Origin of the sequence: Hyphococcus luteus (assembly GCF_002943565.1) — a bacterium.
Lineage (GTDB): Bacteria > Pseudomonadota > Alphaproteobacteria > Caulobacterales > Parvularculaceae > Hyphococcus > Hyphococcus luteus.
The window spans coordinates 1,093,495-1,119,148 of sequence record NZ_PJCH01000005.1; the positions used below are offsets into that span (position 1 = coordinate 1,093,495).

28 protein-coding genes and 1 riboswitch are annotated in these 25,654 nt (G+C 61.5%); of the genes, 19 read left to right on the top strand and 9 right to left on the bottom strand.

What is annotated here, in order from left to right; genetic code table 11:
- The first annotated feature begins 152 nt into the window (after nt 1-152).
- Nucleotides 153-722, top strand: a complete 570-nt coding sequence (locus CW354_RS10200; protein ID WP_104829885.1) for a TetR/AcrR family transcriptional regulator — start codon at nt 153-155, stop codon at nt 720-722.
- Between the two features lie 60 nt (nt 723-782).
- Here CW354_RS10200 and CW354_RS10205 read toward each other — a convergent pair whose 3' ends face one another.
- The gene (locus CW354_RS10205) at nt 783-1,313 is read right to left on the bottom strand and encodes a hypothetical protein (RefSeq protein ID WP_104829886.1); all 531 of its coding nucleotides are present in this window, start codon (nt 1,311-1,313) and stop codon (nt 783-785) included.
- A 211-nt stretch (nt 1,314-1,524) separates the two neighbouring features.
- On the opposite strand from CW354_RS10205, the gene CW354_RS10210 reads away from it, so the two are divergent.
- Nucleotides 1,525-2,007: a winged helix-turn-helix transcriptional regulator gene (locus CW354_RS10210; protein ID WP_104829887.1), complete on the top strand. Its 483-nt coding sequence runs from the start codon at nt 1,525-1,527 to the stop codon at nt 2,005-2,007.
- Between the two features lie 6 nt (nt 2,008-2,013).
- On the opposite strand, the gene CW354_RS10215 is transcribed toward CW354_RS10210, so the two are convergent.
- The 3 genes from CW354_RS10215 to CW354_RS10225 form a co-directional block, all read right to left on the bottom strand.
- Nucleotides 2,014-2,436 (bottom strand): ester cyclase, encoded by a 423-nt coding sequence (locus tag CW354_RS10215; RefSeq protein ID WP_104829888.1) that lies wholly within the window; start codon nt 2,434-2,436, stop codon nt 2,014-2,016.
- The gene (locus CW354_RS10220; RefSeq protein WP_104829889.1) at nt 2,436-2,873 is read right to left on the bottom strand and encodes a glyoxalase superfamily protein; all 438 of its coding nucleotides are present in this window, start codon (nt 2,871-2,873) and stop codon (nt 2,436-2,438) included. Before CW354_RS10220 ends, CW354_RS10215 begins: the two co-directional genes overlap by 1 nt.
- 115 nt (nt 2,874-2,988) lie before the next feature.
- Nucleotides 2,989-3,252: a hypothetical protein gene (locus CW354_RS10225; protein WP_133162266.1), complete on the bottom strand. Its 264-nt coding sequence runs from the start codon at nt 3,250-3,252 to the stop codon at nt 2,989-2,991.
- A 90-nt stretch (nt 3,253-3,342) separates the two neighbouring features.
- Between CW354_RS10225 and thiD the strand changes: the two genes are divergently transcribed.
- The 3 genes from thiD (at nt 3,343) to CW354_RS10240 (ending at nt 5,776) form a co-directional block, all read left to right on the top strand.
- A complete protein-coding gene (gene thiD / locus CW354_RS10230) occupies nt 3,343-4,134 on the top strand; it encodes a bifunctional hydroxymethylpyrimidine kinase/phosphomethylpyrimidine kinase (protein ID WP_104829891.1) in 792 nt (263 codons plus the stop codon).
- A gap of 82 nt (nt 4,135-4,216) precedes the next feature.
- The gene (locus CW354_RS10235) at nt 4,217-4,786 is read left to right on the top strand and encodes a hypothetical protein (protein WP_104829892.1); all 570 of its coding nucleotides are present in this window, start codon (nt 4,217-4,219) and stop codon (nt 4,784-4,786) included.
- A 102-nt stretch (nt 4,787-4,888) separates the two neighbouring features.
- Nucleotides 4,889-5,776 carry a PhzF family phenazine biosynthesis protein gene (locus tag CW354_RS10240; protein WP_104829893.1) on the top strand — a complete coding sequence of 296 codons (888 nt, stop codon included), beginning with the start codon at nt 4,889-4,891 and terminating at the stop codon, nt 5,774-5,776.
- Here CW354_RS10240 and CW354_RS10245 read toward each other — a convergent pair.
- Nucleotides 5,761-6,804, bottom strand: a complete 1,044-nt coding sequence (locus CW354_RS10245) for a DMT family transporter (RefSeq protein WP_104829894.1) — start codon at nt 6,802-6,804, stop codon at nt 5,761-5,763. The genes CW354_RS10240 and CW354_RS10245 overlap by 16 nt on opposite strands.
- Before the next feature lie 164 nt (nt 6,805-6,968).
- Between CW354_RS10245 and CW354_RS10250 the strand changes: the two genes are divergently transcribed.
- From CW354_RS10250 to CW354_RS10260, 3 genes are all read left to right on the top strand, one after another.
- Nucleotides 6,969-8,126, top strand: a complete 1,158-nt coding sequence (locus tag CW354_RS10250; RefSeq protein ID WP_104829895.1) for a phosphoserine transaminase — start codon at nt 6,969-6,971, stop codon at nt 8,124-8,126.
- Nucleotides 8,127-8,232: 106 nt separating this feature from the next.
- Nucleotides 8,233-9,813: a phosphoglycerate dehydrogenase gene (gene serA / locus CW354_RS10255; protein ID WP_104830092.1), complete on the top strand. Its 1,581-nt coding sequence runs from the start codon at nt 8,233-8,235 to the stop codon at nt 9,811-9,813.
- 99 nt (nt 9,814-9,912) lie between these two features.
- Nucleotides 9,913-11,205, top strand: a complete 1,293-nt coding sequence (locus tag CW354_RS10260) for an adenylosuccinate synthase (RefSeq protein WP_104829896.1) — start codon at nt 9,913-9,915, stop codon at nt 11,203-11,205.
- Between the two features lie 3 nt (nt 11,206-11,208).
- On the opposite strand, the gene CW354_RS10265 is transcribed toward CW354_RS10260, so the two are convergent.
- Entirely contained in the window at nt 11,209-12,348 is a 1,140-nt protein-coding gene (locus CW354_RS10265) for an FAD-dependent oxidoreductase (RefSeq protein WP_165793633.1), read from the bottom strand.
- A 126-nt stretch (nt 12,349-12,474) separates the two neighbouring features.
- On the opposite strand from CW354_RS10265, the gene CW354_RS23410 reads away from it, so the two are divergent.
- Nucleotides 12,475-12,933, top strand: coding sequence for a thioredoxin domain-containing protein (locus tag CW354_RS23410; RefSeq protein WP_165793634.1), 459 nt, complete (start codon nt 12,475-12,477; stop codon nt 12,931-12,933).
- A 501-nt stretch (nt 12,934-13,434) separates the two neighbouring features.
- Here the strand turns inward: CW354_RS23410 and CW354_RS10270 are convergent.
- On the bottom strand, nt 13,435-15,024 hold the full coding sequence (locus CW354_RS10270; RefSeq protein WP_104829898.1) for a sodium:solute symporter family transporter: 1,590 nt from the start codon (nt 15,022-15,024) through the stop codon (nt 13,435-13,437).
- 102 nt (nt 15,025-15,126) lie between these two features.
- On the opposite strand from CW354_RS10270, the gene CW354_RS10275 reads away from it, so the two are divergent.
- The 10 genes from CW354_RS10275 to CW354_RS10320 all read left to right on the top strand — a co-directional run bounded on the left by CW354_RS10275 (nt 15,127) and on the right by CW354_RS10320 (nt 23,810).
- Nucleotides 15,127-15,906, top strand: coding sequence for a phosphodiester glycosidase family protein (locus CW354_RS10275; RefSeq protein WP_165793635.1), 780 nt, complete (start codon nt 15,127-15,129; stop codon nt 15,904-15,906).
- 19 nt (nt 15,907-15,925) lie between these two features.
- Nucleotides 15,926-16,417, top strand: coding sequence for a GFA family protein (locus tag CW354_RS10280; protein ID WP_104829899.1), 492 nt, complete (start codon nt 15,926-15,928; stop codon nt 16,415-16,417).
- Nucleotides 16,418-16,586: 169 nt separating this feature from the next.
- The gene (locus CW354_RS10285) at nt 16,587-17,927 is read left to right on the top strand and encodes a M20/M25/M40 family metallo-hydrolase (RefSeq protein WP_104829900.1); all 1,341 of its coding nucleotides are present in this window, start codon (nt 16,587-16,589) and stop codon (nt 17,925-17,927) included.
- 18 nt (nt 17,928-17,945) lie between these two features.
- Nucleotides 17,946-18,698, top strand: coding sequence for a hypothetical protein (locus CW354_RS10290; RefSeq protein WP_104829901.1), 753 nt, complete (start codon nt 17,946-17,948; stop codon nt 18,696-18,698).
- Between the two features lie 76 nt (nt 18,699-18,774).
- Nucleotides 18,775-18,903: riboswitch (TPP riboswitch) on the top strand.
- Nucleotides 18,898-19,308 (top strand): hypothetical protein, encoded by a 411-nt coding sequence (locus CW354_RS10295; protein WP_207764736.1) that lies wholly within the window; start codon nt 18,898-18,900, stop codon nt 19,306-19,308. (Overlaps the previous riboswitch by 6 nt.)
- 5 nt (nt 19,309-19,313) lie before the next feature.
- Complete coding sequence (locus CW354_RS10300; protein WP_104829902.1) at nt 19,314-19,916, top strand: hypothetical protein; 603 nt, start codon at nt 19,314-19,316, stop codon at nt 19,914-19,916.
- Complete coding sequence (gene thiC, locus CW354_RS10305; RefSeq protein WP_104829903.1) at nt 19,916-21,826, top strand: phosphomethylpyrimidine synthase ThiC; 1,911 nt, start codon at nt 19,916-19,918, stop codon at nt 21,824-21,826. Before CW354_RS10300 ends, thiC begins: the two co-directional genes overlap by 1 nt.
- 112 nt (nt 21,827-21,938) lie before the next feature.
- Entirely contained in the window at nt 21,939-22,547 is a 609-nt protein-coding gene (locus CW354_RS10310; protein WP_133162269.1) for a hypothetical protein, read from the top strand.
- Nucleotides 22,548-22,559: 12 nt separating this feature from the next.
- Entirely contained in the window at nt 22,560-23,342 is a 783-nt protein-coding gene (locus CW354_RS10315) for a hypothetical protein (protein WP_104829905.1), read from the top strand.
- Between the two features lie 201 nt (nt 23,343-23,543).
- Nucleotides 23,544-23,810 carry a hypothetical protein gene (locus tag CW354_RS10320; protein ID WP_207764737.1) on the top strand — a complete coding sequence of 89 codons (267 nt, stop codon included), beginning with the start codon at nt 23,544-23,546 and terminating at the stop codon, nt 23,808-23,810.
- A 604-nt stretch (nt 23,811-24,414) separates the two neighbouring features.
- Here CW354_RS10320 and CW354_RS10325 read toward each other — a convergent pair.
- Together CW354_RS10325 and CW354_RS10330 are read right to left on the bottom strand one after the other, a co-directional pair.
- Nucleotides 24,415-24,804, bottom strand: coding sequence for an endonuclease domain-containing protein (locus CW354_RS10325; RefSeq protein ID WP_423793529.1), 390 nt, complete (start codon nt 24,802-24,804; stop codon nt 24,415-24,417).
- 92 nt (nt 24,805-24,896) lie between these two features.
- Nucleotides 24,897-25,625: a sulfite exporter TauE/SafE family protein gene (locus CW354_RS10330; RefSeq protein ID WP_104829907.1), complete on the bottom strand. Its 729-nt coding sequence runs from the start codon at nt 25,623-25,625 to the stop codon at nt 24,897-24,899.
- Between the last annotated feature and the right edge of the window lie 29 nt (nt 25,626-25,654).

Sequence of the window (25,654 nt, forward strand, 5' to 3'; positions counted from 1 at the left end):
CGGGTTTCTCCTGGTTTGTTGCAATCGGTTGGGTTTTGTTCTCTTGCCCCCGGTCTTGTCGCCCGGACGCCTGCTCCATATGTAATTACGGACCGTTTGGTCAATAATTGAAACCGGACTATTCGGTAACGATAGCGTGAGAGGATCGGTCGATGGCGCGTTTGCGGGAGTTCGACATTGACGAGGCGCTGGACGCGATGATGGGCGTCTTCTGGCGCGAGGGCTTTGAAGGCGCCTCGATGCAGGACATCGAGGCGGAGACCGGGCTGAACAAACAGAGCCTTTATCGCGTCTTTCCGGACAAGCGGGCGATGTATCTCGCCGCGCTCGTGCGTTATGAGGAAATTGCGGCGGCCGAAACCGAAGCCGTGCTGACCGGCGAGGGAACGGCGCAAGAGCGGTTCCGCAGACTTTTTGACGGCGTTTTAGGGCTGGCTGCGAAAGGCGAGCGGTCGGGTTGCTTTCTGTGCAATGCAGCCGCCGACCAGGGCCAGCAGGATAAGGAGACGACGGAGCGGGTCGCCGCCGCCATGCGCCGCATTGAAAAGATCTTCCGGGCGGGGCTCGCCGATGCGCCGCGCTATAAACGCGATCCAAAAGCGTGCGAGGAAAAAGCGGCGAGCCTGATCGCCGTTTATTTCGGCCTGCGCGTCCTGACGAAAGCGAATGCGCCCTTGCGGCTTTTGAAGGAAGCGGCGGCGGACGCTGTTGCGGGCATATAAAAGCCCGCCGGCAAGATACGCATGCCGGCGGGCTCCAGGCGCTTCAGCGCGCGCCCCTGTTTAGGTGAGAACGCGGATGTCGGCCCGGCGCGAACATTCCCGGCGCGCGATCCGGTGCAGGCGCCGGTTCGGCACATAACGGGCTTGGGGTCCGCGCGCGTCGACGGTGCAGATAAGGCGCGGGCCGCGGCGGGTGCGGACCACCCGTTCGCTCAAGACGATGCGGGCGCGATAGCGCGTATCGTAAACCTCGCGGTTGACGAGGCGTCCGCCGCCCCGGCCGCGATGCGCGCCGCGATAACCGTTGCGGCGGCCGCGATCGTCGTAACGGTCATAGCGGTCGTGATGACGGCTGCGGCGGTCGTAATCGTGATCGCCAAAGCGGATCGAGAAAGTGACGCCCGACGGCCGATACGCGCCGGCGCGGTAATATTTGTCCGCCGCATAATAGTTGTAATAATTCGCGGCGTGGCTGCGGTGGTCGTGGTCGATCCGGCAGGGATCGGGCCTGTGCGCGGCCGAAGCCGCCCCGAAGCCCAACGCCGAAATGGCGAGCCCGCCGGCGATCAACGGTTTCAGAAATTTTTTCATGTCGCTCTCCGTGCTTGCCCCAGCCGGATGCCGGTAAGCCTCAAGATGGCGGCGGAATGGGGCGAGATTGGCGCGATTTCAGGTCCAAAAGCCGCCATGGTCCCGTCCGCCGCGCAACTCTTTGTGAACGGCGCGAGCGGGCGAAGGCGGGCGGCGGGGCGAGACGGGGGGGCGATTGCGCAAGCTGTGCAAATCGTCTTATTAACTTTTCATGGGTTTTGCGAATGGAGAGTCGAAAGACAGCGCAGACGCGCATGACGGCGCGCCGCCGCTGGCGCATTGCGGGCTCGCCGCGGCGATCGACGTTGTCGGCGACCGCTGGACGCTGCTCATCATCCGCTCCGCGCTTTACGGCGTCACGCGGTTCGATGACCTGCAGACCTCGCTCGGCATGCCGCGCACGGTTCTGTCCAACCGGCTGAAGCGGCTCGTGGAGCGCGGGGTGTTGCGCCGGCGCGCCTATAAGCAAGAGGGCCAGCGTACGCGCCACCAATATGTGCTGACCCAGAAAGGCGTCGATCTCGCCTTGCCGCTGATGGCGCTGATGCAATGGGGCCAGAAACATGTCCTCACGGAAAAGGGCGCCGCCGGCATCATCAGCCGGCGCACGGGCGAGCCCTTGCAGCTCGGGCTTGTCGACAATACCGGCTCGACCGCGTCGCTGACCGACGTCCAGTTTAAAAAAGCGTCGTAAGACGCTTTATCCGCTCGCGGAAAGCTGGCGAAAAACCGAAAGCCGGTCGGCGATCTGCCAATGGCCGCAGATTTTTCCATCCTTGAAAAAATAAACGGTGGCGCCCGACATCTTGATGGTTTTGCCGGTGGGGGCGAAGCCGGCGATTTCGCCCAGATGCGTCGCCCGCCAGGTCCAGGTCATCGCGATCCTGTCGCCGCCGTCGAACATGTCGACGCTGGCGAAGGCCTGGTCCGGGCAGGGCGCGCGCGAGACGCGCACGCGCTCTGCAAAGCCTTCGCGGGTCAGCGTTTTTCCGTCCCAGGGGTCGCCCGGATCGTGGCGGATTTCATAGCTCTCGCCGACAAAGTCGCCGAGATTTGAAAGGTCGCCGCGATTCCAGACCGTCTCGATGAAACGGCGGAGCGTTTCGCTGTTGTCGTGCGTCATCACACCGCCTCCATCGTCAGCTGCGCCGCGCCGTCGGAGGTTTTCTCCGCCGTGACGCCTTCTTGGTTGATGATCGCCGAAACCCGGCTGCGATAGGCGGAAAAGCTGTCGAAGGTGACGACATCCACCGGTTCGTCGAAATTGATGATGACGCGCAGATGGTCGCCGGCCATGGTTCGGAGCGCGACGATCTCGCCGGTGAAGGTCTGGCCGAGATAGCGGCCTTTGACGCGCGAGCCCAGTTGGAACCGCTTTAAAGGCGGCCGGTTGCCGACCGCCGCATGCAACGTGTTCCAGTCGCGGAAACCATATTGCTTCGCGATCAGCTCCAGGCTTTCGCTGTGGGTGAGAAAATCGCCGTCTTCATCAAGGCCGGCGCGCAGGCGTTTCGCCTGTCGTTTGAGCGCGTCCAGAGACGGCAAAGAGGGATCGGTCATGGCAAGCCTCGTCTTTCGCCATGCGGAAATCACTGATGGGGCTCGCATTGCCATCGGTCCGCAGGCTTTGAAAGCGGGCTGAACCAAGCAAAAAATCGAAGGACTTCACCAAAAGCTATAACGCTCGCGAGCGGCGGGGGCCTTCACCCATGCTCGCGCAAATAGGCCCGGCGGCGGGGCTTGTCAATCGGCTTATTTCGCGCGCCGTCCGCCCGTGGAGGTTACGGCCCCCCGCCACAATCAGGAAAATTCCGAAGCCGAAAACCAGCCAGGACGCCGCCGGATCGGCCCCGAGCCGGAAGGCGGCGTCCGGAAACAGCTGGACGGCGAGCGCCGCCAGGCAAGAGACAAGGCCGGTTGAAATCAGCATATTGCTCATGAAATGGTCTCTCTCGCGTTCGTCCCGGTAGCCTCTATTGCGCAATTCGGGCGCATGTTTGAAAACCGTAAGGCGACATTGGGAAGGTTTATGAAAGGCCGCGTCCTTATCATCGCCGGATCGGACCCTTCGGGCGGCGCCGGCATCCAGGCCGACATCAAGACCGTGACGGCGCTTGGCGGCTATGCGGCGACGGCGATCGCCGCGCTCACCGTGCAGAACACCAAAGGCGTTTCCGCCGTGCATGGCGTCGCGCCGGAAATCGTCGCCGCGCAGATCGAGGCGGTAATGACGGATATCGGCGCCGACGCCATCAAGATCGGCATGATCGGGGATGTGGAAACCGCGCAAGTCATCGAAAACGCCTTAAAAAAACATCCTTCCGTTCCCGTCATCCTCGATCCGGTGCTGGTCGCGACCAGCGGCGACGCGCTCGCCAAAGACGGCGTCGCGGCGTTTATCCGTGACCGTCTCCTGCCGCTTTCTTTCGTCGTTACGCCGAATACGGATGAAGCGGCGGCGCTGACCGGTCAGACCGTTGAAACGCAGGACGACATGATCGAGGCGGGCAGGGCGTTGCGCCGCGCCGGCGCCGGCGCGGCGCTGGTGACGGGCGGACACAAGGCGGGCGAAACGGTGGAAGACGCGCTCGTGCTTGAAGGCGGCGAGCGCATCTATTCCAACCGCCGCATCGAAACGACGTCTACGCACGGTACGGGTTGCACGCTCGCCTCGGCGATTGCGACGGGCCTGGCGCAGGGCATGGCGCTGCCCGCCGCCGTCAAACGCGCTGTCGATTATACGCACAAGGCCATCGAAACGGCCCCGGGATATGGCGGCGGTCATGGGCCGCTCAATCACGCCCATACGATAAAGCCATAAATCCCAGCGGCTTGGCGAAAATTTGGACGCGCCATTTTGCCAGTGATAGGCTTGGGGCTTCGCAATCTGGGGAGAAACGCGAATGACCTTCAAGCATGTTTTGTTGACGAGTTGCGCCGCCGCGATGATCGCGGCTTGCGAGACGACGATTCCAGGCGATGATTCCCAGCCGCCAACTGTAAAGATCAGCGTGCCGCGGGACGGCAACGAGATTATCGCCAGCACGGAGGCGGACGAAGTGCTGTCGGTGGACCTGACCTGCGGCGCGCAGACCGACCTCGGCGTGAATGTTTATGTCATGCGCCGGGATTTTCCGGCGCGCCTGATGCTGACCGTCGGCGACAGCGGCGGCGTCAGCCTGGCCCGCGCTGTCGTGACGGGCGGCTCGATCAGCAATGTGGAGCCCGCCGACGCCACGGTCAGGAGCGACACATTTTCCGGCCAGCCGGCGACCGTCGTCGAGAAGTCCTATGACCGCGCCGATCCGCGGACGGGTCAGGTCATTTTGTTCGATGTGGAGCCGACCACGGGAACCATACGCGGTCCGAACACGGTCGCCGTGCACGGCGTGGGGTTCGATTTTTCGGGCAATGGCCGGTCCTCGTCGCGCACGCCCATGGGCGTGCAGGAAGCTTTGTGCGGCAATATCTAGCCTGTTGAGGCTTTCTAATCTTTCAGCGATGATTTTTCGTTTGCCGGGGGCGCCGCCCCCGGCGATATGGGTGCGGATAACAAGGAAAAGGAGACCGCGCTCATGACCGCTTATGATTTTGTCACGCTCGACGTTTTCACGGACAAGAAATTCGCCGGCAATCAGCTTGCGGCGGTGATGGATGCGCGCGGTCTTTCCACTGAGCAGATGCAGACCATTACGCGTGAGTTCAATCTCTCCGAAACGACGTTCGTCCTGCCGCCGGAAAACCCCGATAACACGGCAAGAGTTCGCATTTTCACGCTGGGCTATGAAATGCCTTTCGCAGGCCATCCGACCGTCGGAACGGCGATTGCGGTCGCGCGCGCCCGGGGGCTGAAAGGCAAGGTCAGGCTGGAGCTCAATACCGGCGTTTTTCCGGTCGAGGTGGATGCCTCGGAAGAAGGCGGCTTCGCCGAATTCGAAAATCCCAATCTGCCGGCGGAAACCGGCGCGGCGCCGGGGATAGAAGACATCGCGGCAGCGCTCTCCCTGCCGGCGGATGCGATCCTTCAGGGCGCGAAGGCGCCGCGCCTCTGCGGCGCCGGGGTCGATTATCTTTATGTCTGCGCGCCCCTGGAGGCGGTCCGGCGGGCGACGCCGAACACGGCGGCCTGGGCGGCGCTGGGGCTTGAGGATGTGGTCGGCGTTTATCTTTACGCCGAAGGCGGCGAGGCGGCGGACGCCGACTATCATGCGCGCATGTTTGCGCCGGACGCCGGCATCATGGAAGACCCGGCGACGGGCAGCGCCGCGGCGGGCTTTCCGGGGCAAATCGTCCGTAGCCAGACTGTCCCGGACGGCGTTCATCGCTGGGTGATCGAACAGGGCTTCGAAATGGGCCGGCCGAGCCGCATCCGGGCGAGCGTCGCTGTCGAAGGGGGCGCTGTTCAGTCGGTGCGCATCGGCGGCGACGCGGTTTTCATGCAAAAAGGTCAGATCTTCATTTGAGTTCTTTTGGCGTCCGCCTTTTCAATCACCGGCTCAAGCTCGCCAGCGATGCCGTCGCCTGCTTCGAGGCCTTGTTCGCGTTTTTTGCTGAACGGCCCGCGCTGGGTGACGGCGACGCCGGCGAGAATGATCGCAAGGGCGAGGAATACGCGTGCATCGAGCCGCTCATGATAGGCGAGAGCGCCGACCGCCACGGCCCAGAGCGGGGTGATGTAATTGGACAGCGCCATGAAGCCCGCCCCGGCGCGCCGGATCAGCATGATGATCAGGACCCCGTTAAGGCCTGTCGGGAAGACGCCGAGAAAAACGATGCTGCCGAGGCTCGATAGCGCCCAGTCTTCGCGGTGAAGATCGGCGAGAAAGAGCGCCGGAACCGAGAGGATCGCCGCGACGATCAGCATGCCCGAGGCGAAGACGCGGGGGGCGATGGGCGGCGCGCGCCGCGATAAAACCGCCGAGACGCCATAAAGGAAGGTCGCGAGCAAAAGCCCCGTCTGCGCCCAAAAGCTGCTGGTCAGGGCGCCCTTCAGCGCTTCGGGCCCCATCAGCACGAGGACGCCGAGAAAGCCGAGGGCGAATCCGGCGAGCTTGCGCCCGCTTAAATGTTCGTTTGCGAAGAAATAAGCGAGCGCGATGGTCCAGATCGGCATGAAGGCCATGTAAACGCCCGCAAGCCCGCTCTCCACATGCTGTTGCGCCCAGGGAAAAAGATAAAATGGCAGAACATTGCCGCTCGCGCCGACGGCGATCATCCAGATCCAGGACCGGCGCACCCGCCAGTTGTTCCCGCTACGGATAAAAAAGGGCGGCAGGCGCCGTCCGCCCGCGCGGCAGATTGCGTAAACGACGACAGCCGCGACCCATAGCCGCCCCGAAGCCACGGCGGCGGGCGGCATGGTCTCGACCGCCTTCCTGATAAAAGCGAAGGACGAACCGCCGAAAGCGACGATGAGGGCGAGCAGCGTCCAGTCGAAAAGGCCCGCTTCTTTGGGGCCCGCTGTTTTAAGGATTGCGCGTTTACCGTTCATTCACGATCCGCGCTATCGGGCCTCCTGGTTTCCCGCAAGAGAGAAAACCTCTTCATGGTGTAAAATATTACCATTTGACGCCGGCGCCCCATCCATGCAATGCCATGCGTGGGCCACGCCTCCCCAACGAGGCGCGACCCATCTGAGAGGATGGGAGTAAAAACATGACTCAGAAACCGTCTGCGCGCCCGCAGCGCGCTACTTTTTCGTCCGGCCCTTGCGCCAAGCGCCCCGGATGGTCTGCGGAAAACCTGCAAACAGACACCCTCGGCCGCTCGCACCGTTCGAAGATCGGCAAAGCCCGTCTTCAGGAAGCGATTGCGCGCACCCGCGCGCTGCTCGGCGTGCCGGACGATTACCGCATCGGCATTGTGCCGGCGTCGGACACCGGCGCCATGGAAATGGCCATGTGGTCGATGCTGGGCGAACGCCCCGTCGACATGCTCGCCTGGGAAAGTTTCGGCGAAGGCTGGGTCACCGATGCGGTGAAACAGCTGAAACTCGATGCGCGCATGTTGAAGGCGCCGTATGGCGAAATCGCCGATCTCGCCGCCGTCGATCCGAAGCATGACGTCGTCTTCACCTGGAACGGCACCACCTCCGGCGTGCGCGTTCCCGGCGCCGACTGGATCAGCGACAAGCGTGAAGGGCTCGCGATTTGCGACGCGACCTCAGGCGTTTTCGCGCAACAGCTCGACTGGCCGAAGCTCGATGTGGTCACTTATTCCTGGCAGAAAGTGCTGGGCGGCGAAGGCGCCCATGGCGTCCTGATCCTTTCCCCGCGCGCCGTCGAACGGCTTGAAACCTACAAGCCCGACTGGCCGCTGCCGAAAATCTTCCGCCTCACCAAGGCCGGCAAATTGAATGAAGGCATCTTCGAAGGCGCGACCATCAACACGCCGTCCATGCTCTGCGTCGAGGATTATCTCGATGCGCTGAAATGGGCCGAAAGCCTCGGCGGGCTCAAGGCGCTTTGCGCCCGCGCCGACGCAAACGCCGCGGCGCTCGGCGATTTCGTCGAAAGCGCGGACTGGCTCGATCATCTGTGCGCCGACCCGGCGATCCGCTCCAACACCTCGGTCTGTCTGAAGATCGTCGATCCCGACATCGCCAGGCTCGACGAGGCGGAACAGCGCGCTTTCGTGAAATCCATGGAAAAGCTGCTCGACGCCGAAGGCGCGGCCTACGACATCGGCGGCTATCGCGACGCGCCGCCGGGGCTTCGCATCTGGTGCGGCGCCACGGTCGAGACCGCTGACATCAAGGCGCTCGGCCCCTGGCTCGACTGGGCCTTCGCCGAAGCCAAGAAATCCCTCAGTTAACAGATTAAACCCGCTCATGCCGGCGCGAGGCCGGCGCCCATGTGTTCTCGTATGAGAAGATCCCGGCTTTCGCCGGGATGAGCGGGTGAAAAAGGAAAAAAACCCCATGCCCAAAGTTCTCGTATCCGATAAATTGAGCGAAACGGCTGTCCGCGTTTTCAAGGAGCGCGGCGTCGATGTCGACTATGAACCGACGCTCGGCAAGGACAAGGAAAAGTTGCTTTCCGTCATCGGCGACTATGACGGTCTCGCGGTGCGCTCCGCCACCAAGGCGATGGCGCCGGTGATCGAGGCCGGCAAGAAGCTGAAAGTTATCGGCCGCGCCGGCATCGGCGTCGATAATATCGACATCCCGGCCGCGACCGCGGCGGGCGTCGTCGTCATGAACACGCCTTACGGCAACGCCATCACGACCGCCGAGCACGCCATCGCCATGATGTTTTCCATGGTCCGCCTTATCCCGCAGGCCAACGCCTCCACCCATCAGGGCAAGTGGGAAAAATCGGCCTTCATGGGAACGGAAGTCTACGGCAAGACCCTCGGCGTCATCGGCTGCGGCAATATCGGCTCCATCGTCGCCGACCGCGCCGTCGGGCTGAAAATGCGCGTCGTCGCTTACGACCCCTTCCTCACCGAAGAACGCGCCATCAAGCTCGGCGTTGAAAAGGCCGATCTCGACACGCTGCTTTCGCGCGCCGACATCGTCACGGTGCACACGCCCCTGACCGACCAGACGCGCAACATCCTGAGCCGCAACAATCTCTCCAAGCTCAAGAAAGGCGCCTTCGTCATCAACTGCGCCCGCGGCGGCCTCCTCGACGAAGAGGCCCTGAAAGACATGCTCGACGAAGGCCATATCGCCGGGGCGGCGCTCGACGTTTTCGAAACCGAGCCCGCGACCGACCACCCGCTTTTCGGCAATCCGAAAGTCGTGGCGACGCCGCATCTCGGCGCCTCGACCAAGGAGGCTCAGGAAAATGTCGCGATCCAGATCGCCGAACAGATGGCCGATTATCTTGTGCGCGGCGCGGTTTCGAACTCCCTGAACTCGCCGTCGGTGACCGCCGAAGAGGCGCCGCGGCTGAAGCCCTTTATCGCGCTTGCCGAAAAGCTCGGCGCCTTCGCCGGCCAGCTGACGCGCACCGGGCTGAAAAAGATCGAGGTGATTTACGAAGGCGACATTTCCGAACTCAATCTGAAGCCGCTTACCGCGTCGGCTGTGGCGGGCGTTCTGAAGCCGATGCTGTCGGAAGTGAACATCGTCAATGCGCCGGTGATCGCCCGCGAACGCGGCGTTTCCATCGCCGAGACGGTGCGCGACGACGCCGACGCTTACGACAGCATCATCCGCCTCAAGATCACCTCGGAAACCCAGACCCGCACCGTGTCCGGCACGCTCTTCGGCGGCGCGCCGCGCATTGTCGAGATCAAGGGCGTCGACATGGAGGCGTCTTTCTCGCCGCACATGCTCTACACCACCAATGAGGACAAGCCGGGCTTTATCGGCGCTCTCGGGCGCGCGCTCGGCGAGGCGGGCATGAATATCGGCACCTTCAATCTCGGCCGGGAGGACTCCGGCGGCGGCGCCATCGCGCTCGTGGCGGTGGACGAACCGATTTCGGACGACCTGCTCGAAAAGGTCCGCGCCCTCCCGCATGTGACCCAGGCGACGGCGCTGGCGTTTTAAGCCGCCGGCCGTTCCGAAATGACCGGTTTGCGGGTTGCATTGACCGGGCCTTGAAAGGCCTTATGGTGCGCCCGCAATTACCCGATTTTGGAGGCTTGAATGGCGGATGTCGCGGTCGTCGGCGCGCAATGGGGCGACGAGGGCAAGGGCAAGATTGTCGACTGGTTGTCGGCGCGGGCCGATGTGGTGGTGCGCTTCCAGGGCGGCCATAACGCCGGCCATACGCTGGTCATCGACGGGGCGGTCTACAAGCTGTCGCTGCTGCCGTCCGGCGTTGTGCGCAAGGGCTGCGTCGGCGTCATCGGCTCCGGCGTCGTCGTCGATCCCTTCGCGCTGCTCGCCGAAATCGACCGCATCCGCGCGCAAGGCGTAGAGGTCAGCCCTGAGACGCTGATGATCGCGGAAAACGCGACGCTGATCCTGCCTGTGCATCAGGAGCTCGACGCCCTGCGCGAAGGCGCGGCGACCGGCGTCAAGATCGGCACCACCAAGCGCGGCATCGGCCCGGCTTATGAAGACAAGGCCGGGCGCCGGGGCTTGCGCGTCATCGACCTTGCGGACCTGTCGAGCCTCAAGGCGAAGATCGAGAACCTGCTCGTTCATCACAACGCCCTGCGCCGCGGCTTCGGCGTCGAGGATGTGGATGCAGATGCGCTCTTCGAACAGTTAAGCGCGCTGGCGCCCAAGGTCGCGCCATTCGCCAGGCCGGTCTGGCGCGAGCTTGACGCCGCGCACAAGGCCGGCAAGCGCATTCTCTTCGAGGGCGCCCAAGGCGTCTTGCTTGACGTCGATCACGGCACTTATCCTTACGTCACCTCGTCCAACACGGTGGCGGGCCAGGCGGCGACGGGCTCCGGCCTCGGGCCCCGCGCGGTTCATTATGTGCTGGGCATCGTCAAGGCGTATACGACGCGGGTCGGCGAAGGGCCGTTCCCCACCGAACTTCACGACGACACCGGCAAGCGCCTCGGCGAGCGCGGCCATGAATTCGGCACGGTGACGGGGCGCCAGCGCCGTTGCGGCTGGTTCGACGCCTGCCTCGTGCGCCAGTCCCTGAAAGTCTCCGGCGTCGACGGCATTGCGCTGACGAAACTCGACGTGCTCGACGGGTTCGACGAGATCAAGGTCTGCGTCGGCTATCGCATTAACGGCGAGGAATACGATTACCTGCCCGCCGGCGCCCATATTCAAGCGGCGACCGAGCCCGTCTACGAGACCATGGAAGGCTGGAAAGGCTCCACCGAAAAGGCGCGGAGCTGGGCCGATTTGCCGGCCGAAGCCGTAAAATATGTCCGCCGCATCGAGGAGCTCATCGAAACGCCGGTGGCGCTTGTCTCCACCAGTCCCGAACGCGACGACGTCATTCTGATGAAAGATCCGTATCAGGATTGATTGTCAGGATTTTTGGCTTTCCACGATGCGCTGGGCGACTTGCGCGTGGCCGGCGAGCATTCTGAGGCGTTCCGTCTCGCGCGGCTCCAGCGACCAGTCTCCGTGATCCACCGACCCGCCGAGCAGGATCGAGCTTTTGCGCGGAAACATATAGAGAAGCCCGGTTTCCGGCGACGCGCTCACATAGCCGTAATCGACTTCCGGCTGCGGCAGGAGCATGGTTAGCTGTCCGCGCGCTGGTTCCATTGCCTCATCGCCGAACAGCGCCTTCGCGCCGAGCCCGGTGCAGTTGAAGATGAGTTTCTCCTTCAGGTCGAAAACATCGCCGGCGGTTTCGAAACTTTTCCGCACGATGCGCCCGCCGGCGTTTTCGACAGCGCGCATCAGCGCGCGCAGATAAATATCCGGGTCAATCATGATGGCGTGGTGGCGCTCCACATAACCATAGCCGAAATATTTTTCCGGCGCGGTTTCGACGGCGAGCCCCGCATAAAGATCGTCGCCTTCGAGATAGGGCGTGCGTTCTTTCAAGGGCGGCTCTTCGCGAAGGCCGAGATAACGCATGTAATAAACGCCGTAAGCCGGGTCGTTTGCGAGATGCTGAAACTTACGCTGGGCGATCCGCGCCGCGCGCACGAACTGCCGGGCGAAGTTGTCGCTGATCGCGTCGCGCCCGTCATAGAGGGTCGTCGGATGCCAATAGGCGCCGGCGATATTGGACGTCGTATAAGGCGGCAGGGCCGCGCCATAGACGCTCACCTCATAACCGCGGCGCAAAAGCAGGAGCGCCGTCGTCAATCCATTGACCCCGGCGCCGATGACGGCGGCGCGTTTCCGGTCGATGCTTGCGGCGAGCTCGACCGCGAGCTGCGCGCAGCCCCATGACAGCGTCACGCCACAGCCGCCATGGCCGTAATTATGGATGACGTCGCGCCGGCCGAATTTTTCATGCTCCAGCCGGAAACCGCTCGGCCGATAGGGGCGAAGGCCGACGACGGTGCGGATCTCGCGGGAGGGCTGAGACAGGACCGGCGCGTAAGGCGCGTCGAAGGGACGCGCATGATCGTCTGCGGCGCGCGCGGGAAAGGAAGCAAGGGCGGGCGTCAGCGCCGCCGCGGTCAGAAACTGGCGCCGTGCGATCATGGTCGAAACTCCTTGATGACTATCCCCTTCAGCCATCTTTTCGCGCCCCGCGCAGGCGCGCAAGCTCCCGCGCTCGTGAGGCGAACCATCTGGCGCTCTCCATGCGCGCCGCCTATGATGCGCGTCATGAACAAGGTCAAAACTTTCATTTTCCCGGCCGTTCTTGCCGCCGGCGCGCTGTTTTTCGCTCTTTCGGGGCGGACGGCCGCGACCGGCGCCGAATACGGGCTCGACCGCGAGCCGGAACTGGTCGCCGCCACCTTTTCGTCGGCCTGGTGCTCGTCCTGCAAGATCCTTGAGCCGCGGCTGGCGAAAGTGATCCCCGATTTCGCCGACAAGCCTGTGAAATTCGTCGAGCTCGATTTCACCTTCGGCCAGCGTGACGACATTGCGGAGAAGGCGCGCGCCGAAGGGTTGGCGGAAATCTATCCGCGCTTTAAAGGCGCGACCGGCTTCACCTTGCTTGTGGACCGGGATACGGGCGAGGTTATCGATATGCTGACCATCGATTATTCGAAATCCGCCATGCGCGCCGCGCTCGCCCAGGCGCTCGCCGTTGCGGCGGTCAGCAAGCCGGCCGATTAATTGTTCCTTATACGAAGTTTCCAGATTTGATACGGGGGTTGCGGCCGCCAAAACCCAGTTCGGGACGCGTTGACAATCGTCCATGACGGGCGATTTTGCTTGCGCTTTTTCGCCTTTTGAGGCACGATAAAAGCCGTTCCGAGGGGCGTCCCGCCTGTCGCCAATGGACGACGGCTCGTGCGACGCGCAACTCGTTTGCCCTTTAAGGGATCCTTGGGGGAGCAACGAGCAATACGCGCCAGGGAGCCAGGGCAATTGGGACTGAGAAAGACCCTTTGAACCTGAACCGGGTCATGCCGGCGCAGGAACGGAACCGCGAAAGACTTGGAAAACCCTGCATTTGACATGCAGCGTTGGCTGAGCCTGACGTCGATTTCCTCATCGCTGGGCCTGAAAGCTTAAGCGGCGATGAGGAGACCGGCCCGTTAGTCGGATTTGTTTTGACGGTTGCGCCGTCTGTTTTGACCGCAACGATGCAGAAGTTGTTGCGGCTGCTTTCCGTCACCGGAAATAGAAAATCAGCGCGATGGTCAGGAGCGCGAGCCCCAGCGCCTGCCAGCGATAATCGTGACGCCATTTGCGCATTGAGCCCTCGTCATGGTCATGGGCAAGATCGGGCAGGCGAAAATGCGTATGCGCTTTCGCCGCCGGTCCGCGCCAGCGCACGCTAAGGCCGGCGAGCAAGGCGCAAGCGGCGAGGAACAACAGCCCCGCCATGATGGTGAAGTGAATATCCGGTCCGCCGGCCGCCGCCCAGAGACCGGTGACTTCTTTTGCGACAAAGAGGGCAAGTCCCGTAGGGATCATGATGAGGAGCGTCCAGAAGGCGGCGCGGGCGCTCACCCGCGAAACGAAAAGCCCGCCCATGAAGGTCGCGACGACCGCCGGCGTGATATAGGCGAGCGTCGACTGGAAATAGGAAAAGAGCGAGCCGAAACGCTCCACCAGCGGCACGACGCCCATGCCGAAAATCATCATGGCGCCGGTGACCGCGCGCCCGATCCATAAAAGCGTATGATCGCCTGTTTCGGGGCGCGCCGGTTTGACGAAATCCATGGTGACGATGGAGGCGCCGGCGTTGAACGCGCTGTCGAGGCTCGACATGATGGCGGCGATCAGCGCGGTGACGATGAGGCCTTTGAGCCCCGCCGGCAACAGCTCGACGATCAACGTCGGGAAGGCGAGATCGGGGCGGTCGAGCGCCGGAAACAGAACGAAGGCGATGAGCCCCGGGAGCATCATGAAGAAAAGGTTCGGCAGCTTCAAAAAGCCGCCGAAGAGGGCGCCCCGCCGCGCGGCTTTCAAGTCCCGCGCGGCGAGAACGCGCTGCACGAAATACTGGTTGAGGGTCCAGTAATAAAAGCCGAGCAGCAAGACGCCGAAAAGCCCCGTCCAGGGGAGAAAGTCGTCGCTTGCAGGCTTGATCATCTGCGTGCGGCTCGCGTCGAGTTCTGCGAACAAGGCGTCCCAGCCGCCGACGGCGCCCAGCCCCGCCCAGAGAATGACGAGAGAGCCGACGATCATCAGCGCGGCCTGCACCGCGTCGGTGACGACGACCGCGCGAAGCCCGCCCGCCACCGTATAGACGCCGGCGAGAAGCGCAATCAGCGCCGCCGCGCCCCAAAGGGAAAGCGCCGGGATGAACATGGAGATGACGAGCCCGCCGGCGAACAGCGCCCCGGCGATGTCGATGAACATCAGCGTGAACAGCGTGAAGGCGGCGTAAAGCCGGCAGGTGCGCTCGTCAAAGCGGGTTTTCAGATATTCTGGCACGGTGAAAAGTTTCGCGCGCAGGAATACCGGCGCCATGAAAAGCGCAAAGAAAATCAGCACCGCCGCGGCGGTCCATTCATAATTGAAAACGACGAGCCCGTATTCGTAAGACGCGCCGATCAGCCCCACGAAACTCGCACCCGACATGTTGGAGGCGTAAAGCGAGGCGCCGATCAGCGGCCAGGCGAGGGAGCGTCCGGCCAGGAAATAATCGTCGGCGTTGCGCTCGCGCCGTCCGGACCAGAAGCCGTGCGCCAGAACCGCCGCAAAATAGACAATAATGACGGCGATATCGAATGTGGCGAGATCGGCGTGCATGGCGCGTCCGCTGCGGCTTCGACCCTTTCGCGCCGCGGGCTACCGCGCGGCGGCTTGAGGCTGTTATAACGGATTCCCTGGAGAATGCATGGGGCCGGCCTGATGATTTGGAAGACGATGGCGATTGGGTGCGCCCTGATGCAAGCGGCGGCGGGCGCCGCCTTTGCGCAAGAGCGCGCCCCGCATTGCGTCGAGAGGGCGCGCAAAGACATTGATTATATTGTTTGCCGTTTCGGTCCGCAGGCGGGCGGCGTTCGTCTGTTCCTGAATGACGCGGAAAGCGAGCCCTACGGCCACTTCAATTTCGTCAGGGACGCGCTGGCGGCGAAGGGCGAACGCCTGGTCTTCGCCATGAACGCCGGCATGTATCATGCGGACAGGCGGCCCGTGGGGCTTTATGTGGAAGAGGGCGAAGAGGCCGCGCCGCTCAACGACAATGACGGCCCCGGCAATTTTCACTTAAAACCGAACGGCGTGTTTTTCATCACAGAGGCCGGCGCGGCGGGCGTTTTGGAGACCGAAGCGTTCGTGAAGCGTTTTCCTCCCCCGTTCACGGAGGAGCGGAATATTGCATACGCCACGCAATCGGGGCCCATGCTGGTCATCGACGGCAAGCTTCATCCGCGTTTTCTGCCCGATTCGGATTCGCTCAAACGCCGCAACGGCGTCGGCGTGACGGAAAAAGGCGAGGTTATATTCGTCCTCTCCGACAGTCCGGTCCGGTTTCACCATTTCGCGCTGTTCTTTCGCGACGCATTGAAAACGCCGAACGCGCTCTATCTCGACGGAACGATCTCGCGGCTTTACGCGCCGGAGCTTGACCGCAACGATCCGGGCGCCGCGATGGGGCCGATTGTCGGCGCCGTTGCAAAAGAAGACTGAACGCCAGAGGAGGTCCGACATGCCCTTGACGCTCAAAGGCGGCTGCCGCTGCGGCGCCGTCACCTTCACCGTCGACAGCCATACGCCGGTTCCCTATCAGCGCTGTTATTGCAGTATTTGCCGCAAGACCGCGGGCGGGGGCGGCTACGCCATCAATCTCGCCGCCATCGCCGGCACGCTGAAAATCGAGGGTGAAGAAAATTTAGGCGTTTATCGCGCCGTGATCGATCGCGGCGGGCGGCGCGAGACAAGTTCCGGCGAGCGCAATTTCTGCAAAGCCTGTGGAACCGCGTTGTGGCTTTACGATCCGACCTGGCCGGAGCTCGTTCATCCGCACGCTTCGGCCATCGACACGGATCTGCCCGAGCCGCCTTCGCTGGTGCATTGTCTGCTCAAAGACAAGGCGAATTGGGTGCGGCCCGAAATCGGCCCGGACGATCAGGCGTTTGATCATTATCCGCAAGACAGCATCGAGGACTGGCACAAGACGCGCGGGCTCTGGGCGGACTAAGAACCGCAAAGGGCCCGCCCCGTGCGGCAAGCACGACTGCGCGCCGGCGCTTATGCGCCGAATGCGCGGATGAGCCGTCATCCGCGCTCATAAGAAAAGAGCGCGGCTTTGCAATTCGCGTCGAAACCGGCATGCTGGCGGCGCCGGCAACAAAGGAGTCGTCCTTCCCGTGAAACAGATCGTCCCCGCTCTTAGTCTGATCCTTTGTCTTGTTCTCTCCCCCGCCGCCGCTTTCGCGCAGGCCGAGCCCGCCGCAACGCCGCCCGCGCTCACCGAAGAGGAAGCCGCGATCGTCGCCCGGGTGGAGGCGAATTTCGGCGACTCCATCGCCTTTCTCGAAGAGGTGGTGAACATCAATTCCGGCACCATGAATCATGAGGGCGTGCGCGCGGTTGGCCACGCCTTCGCCGGGCCTTTCGAGGCGCTCGGCTTCAAGGTGAAGTGGATCGAGCAGGACAAGGTGAACCGGGCGGGCCATTTCGAGGCTGTCAAAAAGGGCGATCAAGGCGCGAAGCTGCTCCTTATCGGCCATCTCGACACGGTCTTCGCCAAAGACGGCGACTTCCTCGAATGGAGCCGCGACGGCGACGTCGCCAAAGGGCCGGGCGTCGTCGATATGAAGGGCGGCGACATCGTCCTTCTCTATGCGCTGAAAGCGCTCGACGATCTCGACCTTCTGGACGGCGCCGGCGTCACCGTGCTCATGACCGGCGACGAAGAGATGAGCGGCAAGCCCATCGATATCTCCCGCAAGGACCTCATCAAGGCGGCGAAGCGCGTCGATGTCGCGCTCAATTTCGAAGGCGGCGCGGAAGGCGAAGTCGTCACCTCGCGCCGCGGCGCTTCCGGCTGGACGCTGACGACGACCGGCGTGCGCGCGCATTCGAGCCGCATCTTTTCCGAAGAGGTCGGCGCCGGCGCAATCTTCGAAATGGGACGCATTCTGAACGACATCTATGAAGCGCTCGCGGAGGAAGAATATCTCACCTTCAATCCCGGCGTCGTCGTCGGCGGCACGGATGTGAAATACGACAAGGAGGCGACGCGCGGGAGCGCCTTCGGCAAGACCAATGTCGTCGCGCAAAAGGTCGTGGTCGACGGCGGCCTTCGTTTCATTTCAGAAGAACAAAAAGAAGCGGCGCGCGAAAAGATGCGCGAAATCGCCGCCGAACACCTTCCGGAAACCGGCGCGGAGTTTGCGTTCGAGGACAGCTATCCGGCCATGAGTCCCACGGACGGCAATATGGCGCTGCTCGCCCTTGTCTCCGATGTGAGCGAGGATCTGGGCCAGGGCCCTTTGAAAGGCAACGATCCGTCAAAACGCGGCGCCGCGGACATCTCCTTCGCCGCGCCGCATGCGCCCGCCTCCATGGACGGGCTCGGCCCGGAAGGCGGCGCGGGCCACACGCCCGACGAATGGCTCGATATTCCCTCCGTCAAGGCGGCGACGGCGCGCGCCGCGCTGATCATCTACCGCCTCACCCGCGAAGACGCGCCGAGCTTCGAATAGGCGGCGAAGGAAAGACCCGTGACGGATGCGATCAAAACCGTGCGTATCGACAAGCGGTTCTGCGGGCCGAAAAGCTCCGGGAATGGCGGCTATTCGGCGGGGCTTTTTGCGCAAGCGATAGACGGGCCGGCGTCCGTGACCCTGAAGGCGCCGCCGCCCCTCGAAACGCCCATTGAATTGCGCGTGGGCGAAGGCGGGAAAGTCGAAGCGATCGCGGGCGAGACGCTGATCGCTGTCGCCGAGCCGGGCGAGGTGAGCGTCGACCCGCCGGCGATCCCCGATGACGCCGCTGTCGCCGCGGCCCATGACGCCTTTGTGGAGACGGTCACGGGCCGGCACATCATTCCTTATTGTTTCGTTTGCGGCGACCGCCGCGCCCCCGGCGACGGCCTCAGGATTTTTTCCGGTCCCGCGCCGGACAGTCCCGTCAACGCCGATTTCTGGACGCCCGCGGCCGACCTCGCCGGCGAAGACGGGCTTGTGCGTCCTGAATTTTTATGGGCGGCGCTCGACTGCCCCACGGCTTATGCTTTGCGGGTCGGCGAGCGCATGACCCTGCTTGGGCGCATGACGGCGGAGATTCGCCGCCGCCCGAAGCCCGGCGAGCGCCTCATCGCCGCGGCCTGGCGGACCGGCGAGGACGGGCGCAAGCATTTCTCGTCCTCGGTGCTGCTCGATGAAAAGCGCGAGATCGTCGCCGCGGCCAATGCGATCTGGATCGAGCTGAACGACCCCGCGCTGGTGGAGAAGATCAAGGGCGAGAACGCCTGAAAACGGCGGGTTTCACCCCTGGCTTCACTGTGCGTGGCTTTCCTTGATGGACACCCGCCGATTTGCTAGAAAGCGACCACATTCCGAGGGGCGCCGGCGGCACCGGCTGAGACCTTGTTTTTCCTCTTCCGGGAGGAAACGGCACAGGGGCACCCTTTGAACCTGATCGGTTAACACCGGCGTAGGGACGGAGGCGCTTATGATCACCACATCCACCGTGCTGACCCTGTCGCTCGCGAAGGCGATGGGCTTTTATTTCATCGCCGGCGGGCTGTCGGGCTTCATCAGCCGCACCCGCTGGGCGGCGATCCTCGATGAATTTATCGCGCGGCCGGCGCTCACCTTTATCTCCGGCGTCTTCGTTTTCGTCCTCGGCGCGGCGCTCATCATGGCGCACAACATCTGGACCGATCCGCTGGCCATCGCCGTGACGTTGATCGGCTGGGCCGCGGCGATCGAGGGGATCGTCCTCGTCGCTTATCCGGACCCGCTCTTGAGATGGGCGGTCAAATTCGTGCGCCCCGGCGCGGTCCGCGCCTTTTCCGTCTTCACCATCCTCCTCGGCGCCGTCTTCCTGGCGCTCGGCTTCACCGGCCGGGCGGGGCTTTGAGCGTCATGACGGCTGAGGATGACTTGAAGGATGTTTTGCTGCCAGACGAGCATGTGCTTTGGACGGGAAGGCCGCAAAGAGTGTCGCGAATTGCGCTCTGTTACGGATTGTTTGCGGTCGTTTTGATTTGCGTGGTGGCCGCCCCGCTCGCGCAAGCGGCGCTGACTGGCGACATGTCTATATTTGAAAGCGTGAACTTCACGGTCAATGGGGAAAAGCTCACACAAGAAACGCCAATATCAGATGTCTATACGAGCTTGATAATGATTGCTGTTATTTTCGTGACTGTTGTTTCCGCTGCAATCCTTTGGGCCCTATCAAGCCGCCGGAAGTCATTTGCGTTGACTGACAAGCGCGCAATCATAAAAAGCCATTTTCCCGTGTCGAAGGCATCGAGCATTCCCTTGAAGAATATCTTTGTGGTCGAGCGAAGCGGTGGGAAAAGGATAGGCATCATAAAGCTTTTTCCTACCGATCCCAATCTTCTGTCCCGCATAATGAGTTTGTATCAAATCCCGGCAAACTCATTCTCGAATATCGAAAATCCGCAGGTTACTGAGGCGACAATCCTCAGTGCAGTCGCGCAATCGCGCATGGAGCAAGTCTAATGAACAAGCATATCCCCCAATCCGAATTCAAAACTCCGGAAGTCACGACCGGCCCCTTGCCGTCGAGCCGCAAGACTTACGTTGCGGGCGATCAGTACAAGGACATCCGCGTGCCCGTGCGCGAGATCGACCTGCACCCCTCGGCGAACGAGCCGCCCTTGCCGGTCTATGACACGTCGGGCCCCTATACCGATCCGGAGGTTTCCATCGACGTTGAAAAGGGCCTCGCCCGCACGCGCACGGCGTGGATCAAAAAGCGCGCGGGCGAACACGGAAACAATATCGAGGAATATGACGGCCGCGAGGTGAAGCCGGAGGATAATGGCGGCGCCAGCGGCAAGCATCTCGCCCGCGAATTCCCGGTCCGCAATCGCCCCTTGCGCGGCACGGGCGAAGGCCCCGTCACGCAATATGAATTCGCCAAGGCGGGCGTCGTCACCGCCGAAATGGAATTCGTCGCGATCCGCGAAAATCTCGGCCGCAAGCAAATGCTGGAAGACGCGGAGCGGCGCGTCGCCGAGGGCGAAAGCTTCGGCGCGGAGATCCCGCCCTTCATCACGCCGGAATTCGTGCGCTCGGAAATCGCGCGCGGGCGCGCCATCATCCCGTCCAACATCAACCATCCGGAGCTCGAGCCGCAGATCATCGGCCGCAATTTCCTGGTGAAGATCAACGCCAATATCGGCAACTCCGCCGTCGCGTCGTCCGTCGAGGAGGAGGTCGATAAGATGGTCTGGGCGACGCGCTGGGGCGCGGACAATGTCATGGACCTGTCGACGGGCCGCAACATTCACAACACCCGCGAATGGATCATCCGCAACTCGCCGGTGCCCATTGGCACGGTGCCGATCTATCAGGCGCTGGAGAAGGTGAACGGCGTCGCGGAGGATTTAAGCTGGGAGGTCTATCGCGACACGCTGATCGAGCAGGCCGAGCAGGGCGTCGATTATTTCACCATCCACGCCGGCGTGCGCCTGCCCTTCATTCACCTCACCGCCGACCGGGTTACCGGTATTGTTTCGCGCGGCGGGTCGATCATGGCGAAATGGTGCCTCGCCCATCACCGCGAGTCGTTCCTCTACACGCATTTCGAAGAGATCTGCGAGATCATGCGCCGCTATGACGTCTCCTTCTCGCTGGGCGACGGGCTGCGCCCCGGTTCGGTCGCGGACGCCAACGACAAGGCGCAGTTCGCGGAGTTAGAGACCCTCGGGGAGCTGACGAAAATCGCCTGGGACCATGGTTGCCAGGTGATGATCGAGGGGCCGGGTCACGTCCCCATGCACAAGATCAAGGTCAACATGGACAAGCAATTGAAGACCTGCGGCGAGGCGCCGTTCTACACCCTTGGGCCGCTGACGACCGACATTGCGCCCGGCTACGACCACATCACGTCCGGCATCGGCGCGGCGATGATCGGCTGGTTCGGCACGGCGATGCTTTGCTATGTGACGCCGAAGGAGCATCTGGGGCTCCCCGACCGCGACGACGTCAAGGTCGGCGTCGTCACCTACAAGCTCGCGGCGCACGCCGCGGACCTCGCCAAGGGCCACCCGGCGGCGCAACTGCGCGACGACGCGCTCAGCCGCGCGCGCTTCGAATTCCGCTGGGAGGATCAGTTCAATCTCTCCCTCGACCCGGAGACCGCGCGCGACTTCCACGACCAGACATTGCCCAAGGAAGCGCACAAGGTCGCCCATTTCTGCTCCATGTGCGGGCCGAAATTCTGCTCCATGAAGATCACGGCCGAGGTCCGCGACTATGCGGCCGGGATGAGCGACAACGAGAAAAAAGACCTCGAAAAACTCTCCGAACAGGGCATGGCCGAAATGAGCGAGAAATATAAGGAAATGGGCTCGGAGCTCTATCTCGAAGAAGAGGCTGTGACGAAAGCGAATAAGGGGTTGTGATTTAAGCCTGAGATGCCTGCTTTCGTTACTTTGTAACGGTTGCGTGTTTGCGTTTTGTTCTTATATTGCTGTGGGGCGTGTATATACATTGCTGAAATAGGTGCAGAACAAAATGTCAAAATTCAAAGTAAAAATGAAAATCCAAGGATTTGAGCTTGAATTAGAGGGAAGTCGTGAAGACGCAGCTGTCATCAATGAACAATTAGGAAGACAGCTTGCAGGCATGTTGCCTCCCATCGAAGGTATAATTGAAGGCAAGGTGGAGCAAGTAGCTTCGCCGGGGCAGGCTCATCAAGATGTTGATGAAAAGCCAAAAAGAAAGCAGTCGAGGAAGCGCCGGGTGGCTAGTTCTGGAGAGGCGGCTGAGGCTCCGAAAATTGAATACCGTCACGATAGCTCTAAGTATGGCAATCCCAAGCAGGATTGGAATGTTACGAAAAAAGTTCTCTGGCTTTTGTATGTCTTGAAGCAAGAGGTAGGCAGAGATGAGTTTTCAGCCGGTGAGTTGGCTGGCGTATTCAATTTATATTTTAAACAGTTCGGAACTATACGAGCATCTAACGTCAGCCGTGACTTAGGTAGTGCAAAAAAGAAGTCACCATCACCGGTTGCGGACGATCCGACAAAAAATCCAGTTACCTGGTATCTTACCGATGCAGGGAATAAAAATGCGCAGGCTTTGGTTGAAGAAGCATTGGGGTCTGACGAATTGAAACTCTGATATTTCAGTATTATGGGACTTATAGAAAAAAAGGCTTTAATAAGCCAAATTTCGCCACCTATGGATCATCTTCTTGCCACCCAGTTGGTGGATGAGTTCATATCGTCGGAACGTCGGTTTATTCAGCGTGATTGGGAACCATCTCAGTTAGATGGCGGGCAATTTGCAGAAACACTTGCCCGTATATGGTATCATGCAGATTCAAAAAATTTGAATCGGGGAAAAGATTTCAACGAATGTTTGAAGTACATCGAGAACGATCAGGTTACTCATACCATTCAACCAAGGCAAGATGCATTGCACATGGCAAGGGTATTGCGAACTTTATATAAGTTTCGAAGCCAAAGGGGGGCAGTTCATATTTCCCTTAATTATACGCCAAACCATATGGATTCAAAGTTTGTGATAGAAATGGTGCGTTGGTGTATGAATGATACGCTTAGAGTCTTCTGGTCCGGCGATAGAGAGGCTGTTGCAAAAGCAATTAGAGAGTTGCTCCAATTCGATGTGCCTGCAATTGGTGTTTTTGGATCCGTCACACTTGTGCAGCGTACAGACTTAAGAGTCGAAGAGGAAGTTTTGTTGATATTGCATTTTGCTGGTGAGAACGGAATGTCCCGTCGAGATGTTGGCAAAATTGTTTTGGCTGCTCCTGCTTCAGTCACGACAACTCTTAAAAAGTTGATGAGTAAGGAATTTCGCCAGATTGTGTTAGACGAAAATGTTTATCGTCTTACAGATTTAGGATCTCGGCGAGTCCGAAACGAATTGTCTGAGAAGCTCTTGGCGCAATAATCATATTATCAGATACGGTTGATTGATTGCCTAAAACTCATCGCTAGGATTACTAACCCCAACAAAGAGATACAATCCGTAGACCGTCTTTGCGGGCCTACTCATCCGCCCCTACAAAATTTTACGCGGGCCCTCTTGTGTTCCGTGATTCATATGTATATACATTGTCTATCGAAGTGATAACGAAATGGCGCCGGTCCCATGGCGGATGACAAGAAGGATGGCGGCAAGACCCCGAAAAAAGGGGTGGTGAAAAAAGGGTCCTCCAGAAAAGAGGCCCTCAAAAAGCCGGCTGCAGAAAAACGCGAAAAGAAAAACAAGAAAGACAGCCAGCTTGTCATCCGGCTGAACCGGGAGATGCGCGACCGTTTCGTTGCGCTTTGCGAAGAGCTGGACACTAGCGCGGCCAGAGAGCTGCGCGGGTTCATGAAGGAGTTTGTGCGCAAGCACGAGGACAAAGAAAAGTAAGGAGTCCATTCAAATGGCGAAGAAGAGCAAAGTCAAAGCCCTCAAAAAAGAGATCAAGTCGCGCAAGAAACGCATTGCGCGCCAGGAATCCAAACTGAAAAAAGCAAAAAAAGCGCTGAAAAAAGCAGCGTAACGCGCCGCTCTTTTCAAAAACTTTTTCAAGCCGCCGGTCGCGCCATCGCGTCCGGCGGTTTTTTGTTGCGAGGTCAGCTGAGGCCATCGCTATGTCACTGAGTGCATAAAGCAGCGGCAAACACCCTCTTCCCCCGCTTGAGCGGGGGAAGTACCGCCCCGGACTTGATCCGGGGCGGGGATGGGGGTGAGGCGGTGGAGCGATAAACCGGTTTTGTACGGCTTTGGCGAAACCCCCTCCGTCCGCTGCGCGGACACCTCCCCCGCAAGCGGGGGAGGAGGGCGCTTCTGCTAAAGATCAGAGCAAGCTCCTCTTCCCCCGTTTACGGGGGAAGTACCCGCGAAGCGGGGGATGGGGGTGAGGCGGGGAGCATTCGGGTGGTTTTGCGAAACCCCCTCCGTCATCCCGGGCTCGCGCCCGGTCTGACACCTCCCCCATTGTCATGGGGGAGGAAGAGAGGCCCTTGAGGGCTTAGTTTTCGTCGCCGCTCTCGTCAGGCTTCGATCTCAAAAATAAAACCGACTTCCGCGCGGCGTCGTGGATGGTTTCGAGAACGCCGTCCATATTGTCGTGGATTTCGCGGTTCCAGAACCGCAGCACGGTCCAGCCTTCGCTCTCCAGAAAGGCGTCGCGCTTTGCGTCATGGGCGCGGAACGCATCGAAGCCATGCTGCTCGCCGTCGCATTCGATCACGAGCATCGCTTCAATGCAGGCGAAGTCGGCGATGTAAGGGCCGATTGAGTGCTGGCGGCGGAAACGGAAATCGCCAAGCTGCCTGTTGCGCAAGCGAACCCATAGCCGCCGTTCCGCTTCGGGCATGGTCTTGCGCAAATTGCGCGCGCGTTTGTGCGGTTTGCGGATGGGCATGGGGTTGAGGCTAACCCCCTCCGGCCCTTCGGGCCACCTCCCCCGCAAGCGGGGGAGGAAGGAAGCATGGTTGTTGGCTTCGGCCCTTAAGCAAGGTTCGTCGCCACAATCACCGCGCCCAGCACCAGGCATAATCCGTAGACCGCCTTTCCCATCCGGTCGGCCGAAATGTCTGCCGTGAGGCGCTTGCCGATGAAGCTGGCGGCGATAACGGCGGGGATGCTTGCGGCGCAGAGGAGCAGGATCTCGCGGCTCCAGAAGCCGGCGGCGGCGTGGCCCGCCGCAACCATCACCGTGACGGGCAGGAAGAAGGCCTGCGTCACCGCGAGGAAACGCTCGGGCGGCCAGCGCCGCATGGCGCCGTAAAAGATGATCGGCGGGCCGGGAATGTTGTAGGCGCCGCCGAGGACGCCGCCGGCGAACCCCGCGGCGAAACGCCAGCGCCGGTCCCTGATCTCGATCGCCGCCGGGCGCGCCAGCGAATAAAGGCTGAAGGCGATGATGATGAGGCCGAGCGCGATGAGGAGCGGCCCGCGCGGCGCGTGCGCGAGGAGGAAGACGCCCAGCGGCACGCCCGCCGCCGCCGCCGCGATGAGCCCCGCCGCCTCGCCGATGTGAAGGCCTTTGCGGTTCTGGATCAGCATCACGGTGCTCAAGGAGATGCCGGTGAGCGCCACCAGCGCCGCCGCCGAGGGCGCGTCCATCATCAGCGCCAGCGCCGGCATGGCGACCAGCGCATAGCCGAACCCGACGCCGCCCTGCAGGATGCCGGCGACGAAGAGAATGGCGATGACGGGAAGCATGGAAGCGGGCATCGCCAAGGGCTAGCCGTTTCGCGCGGGAT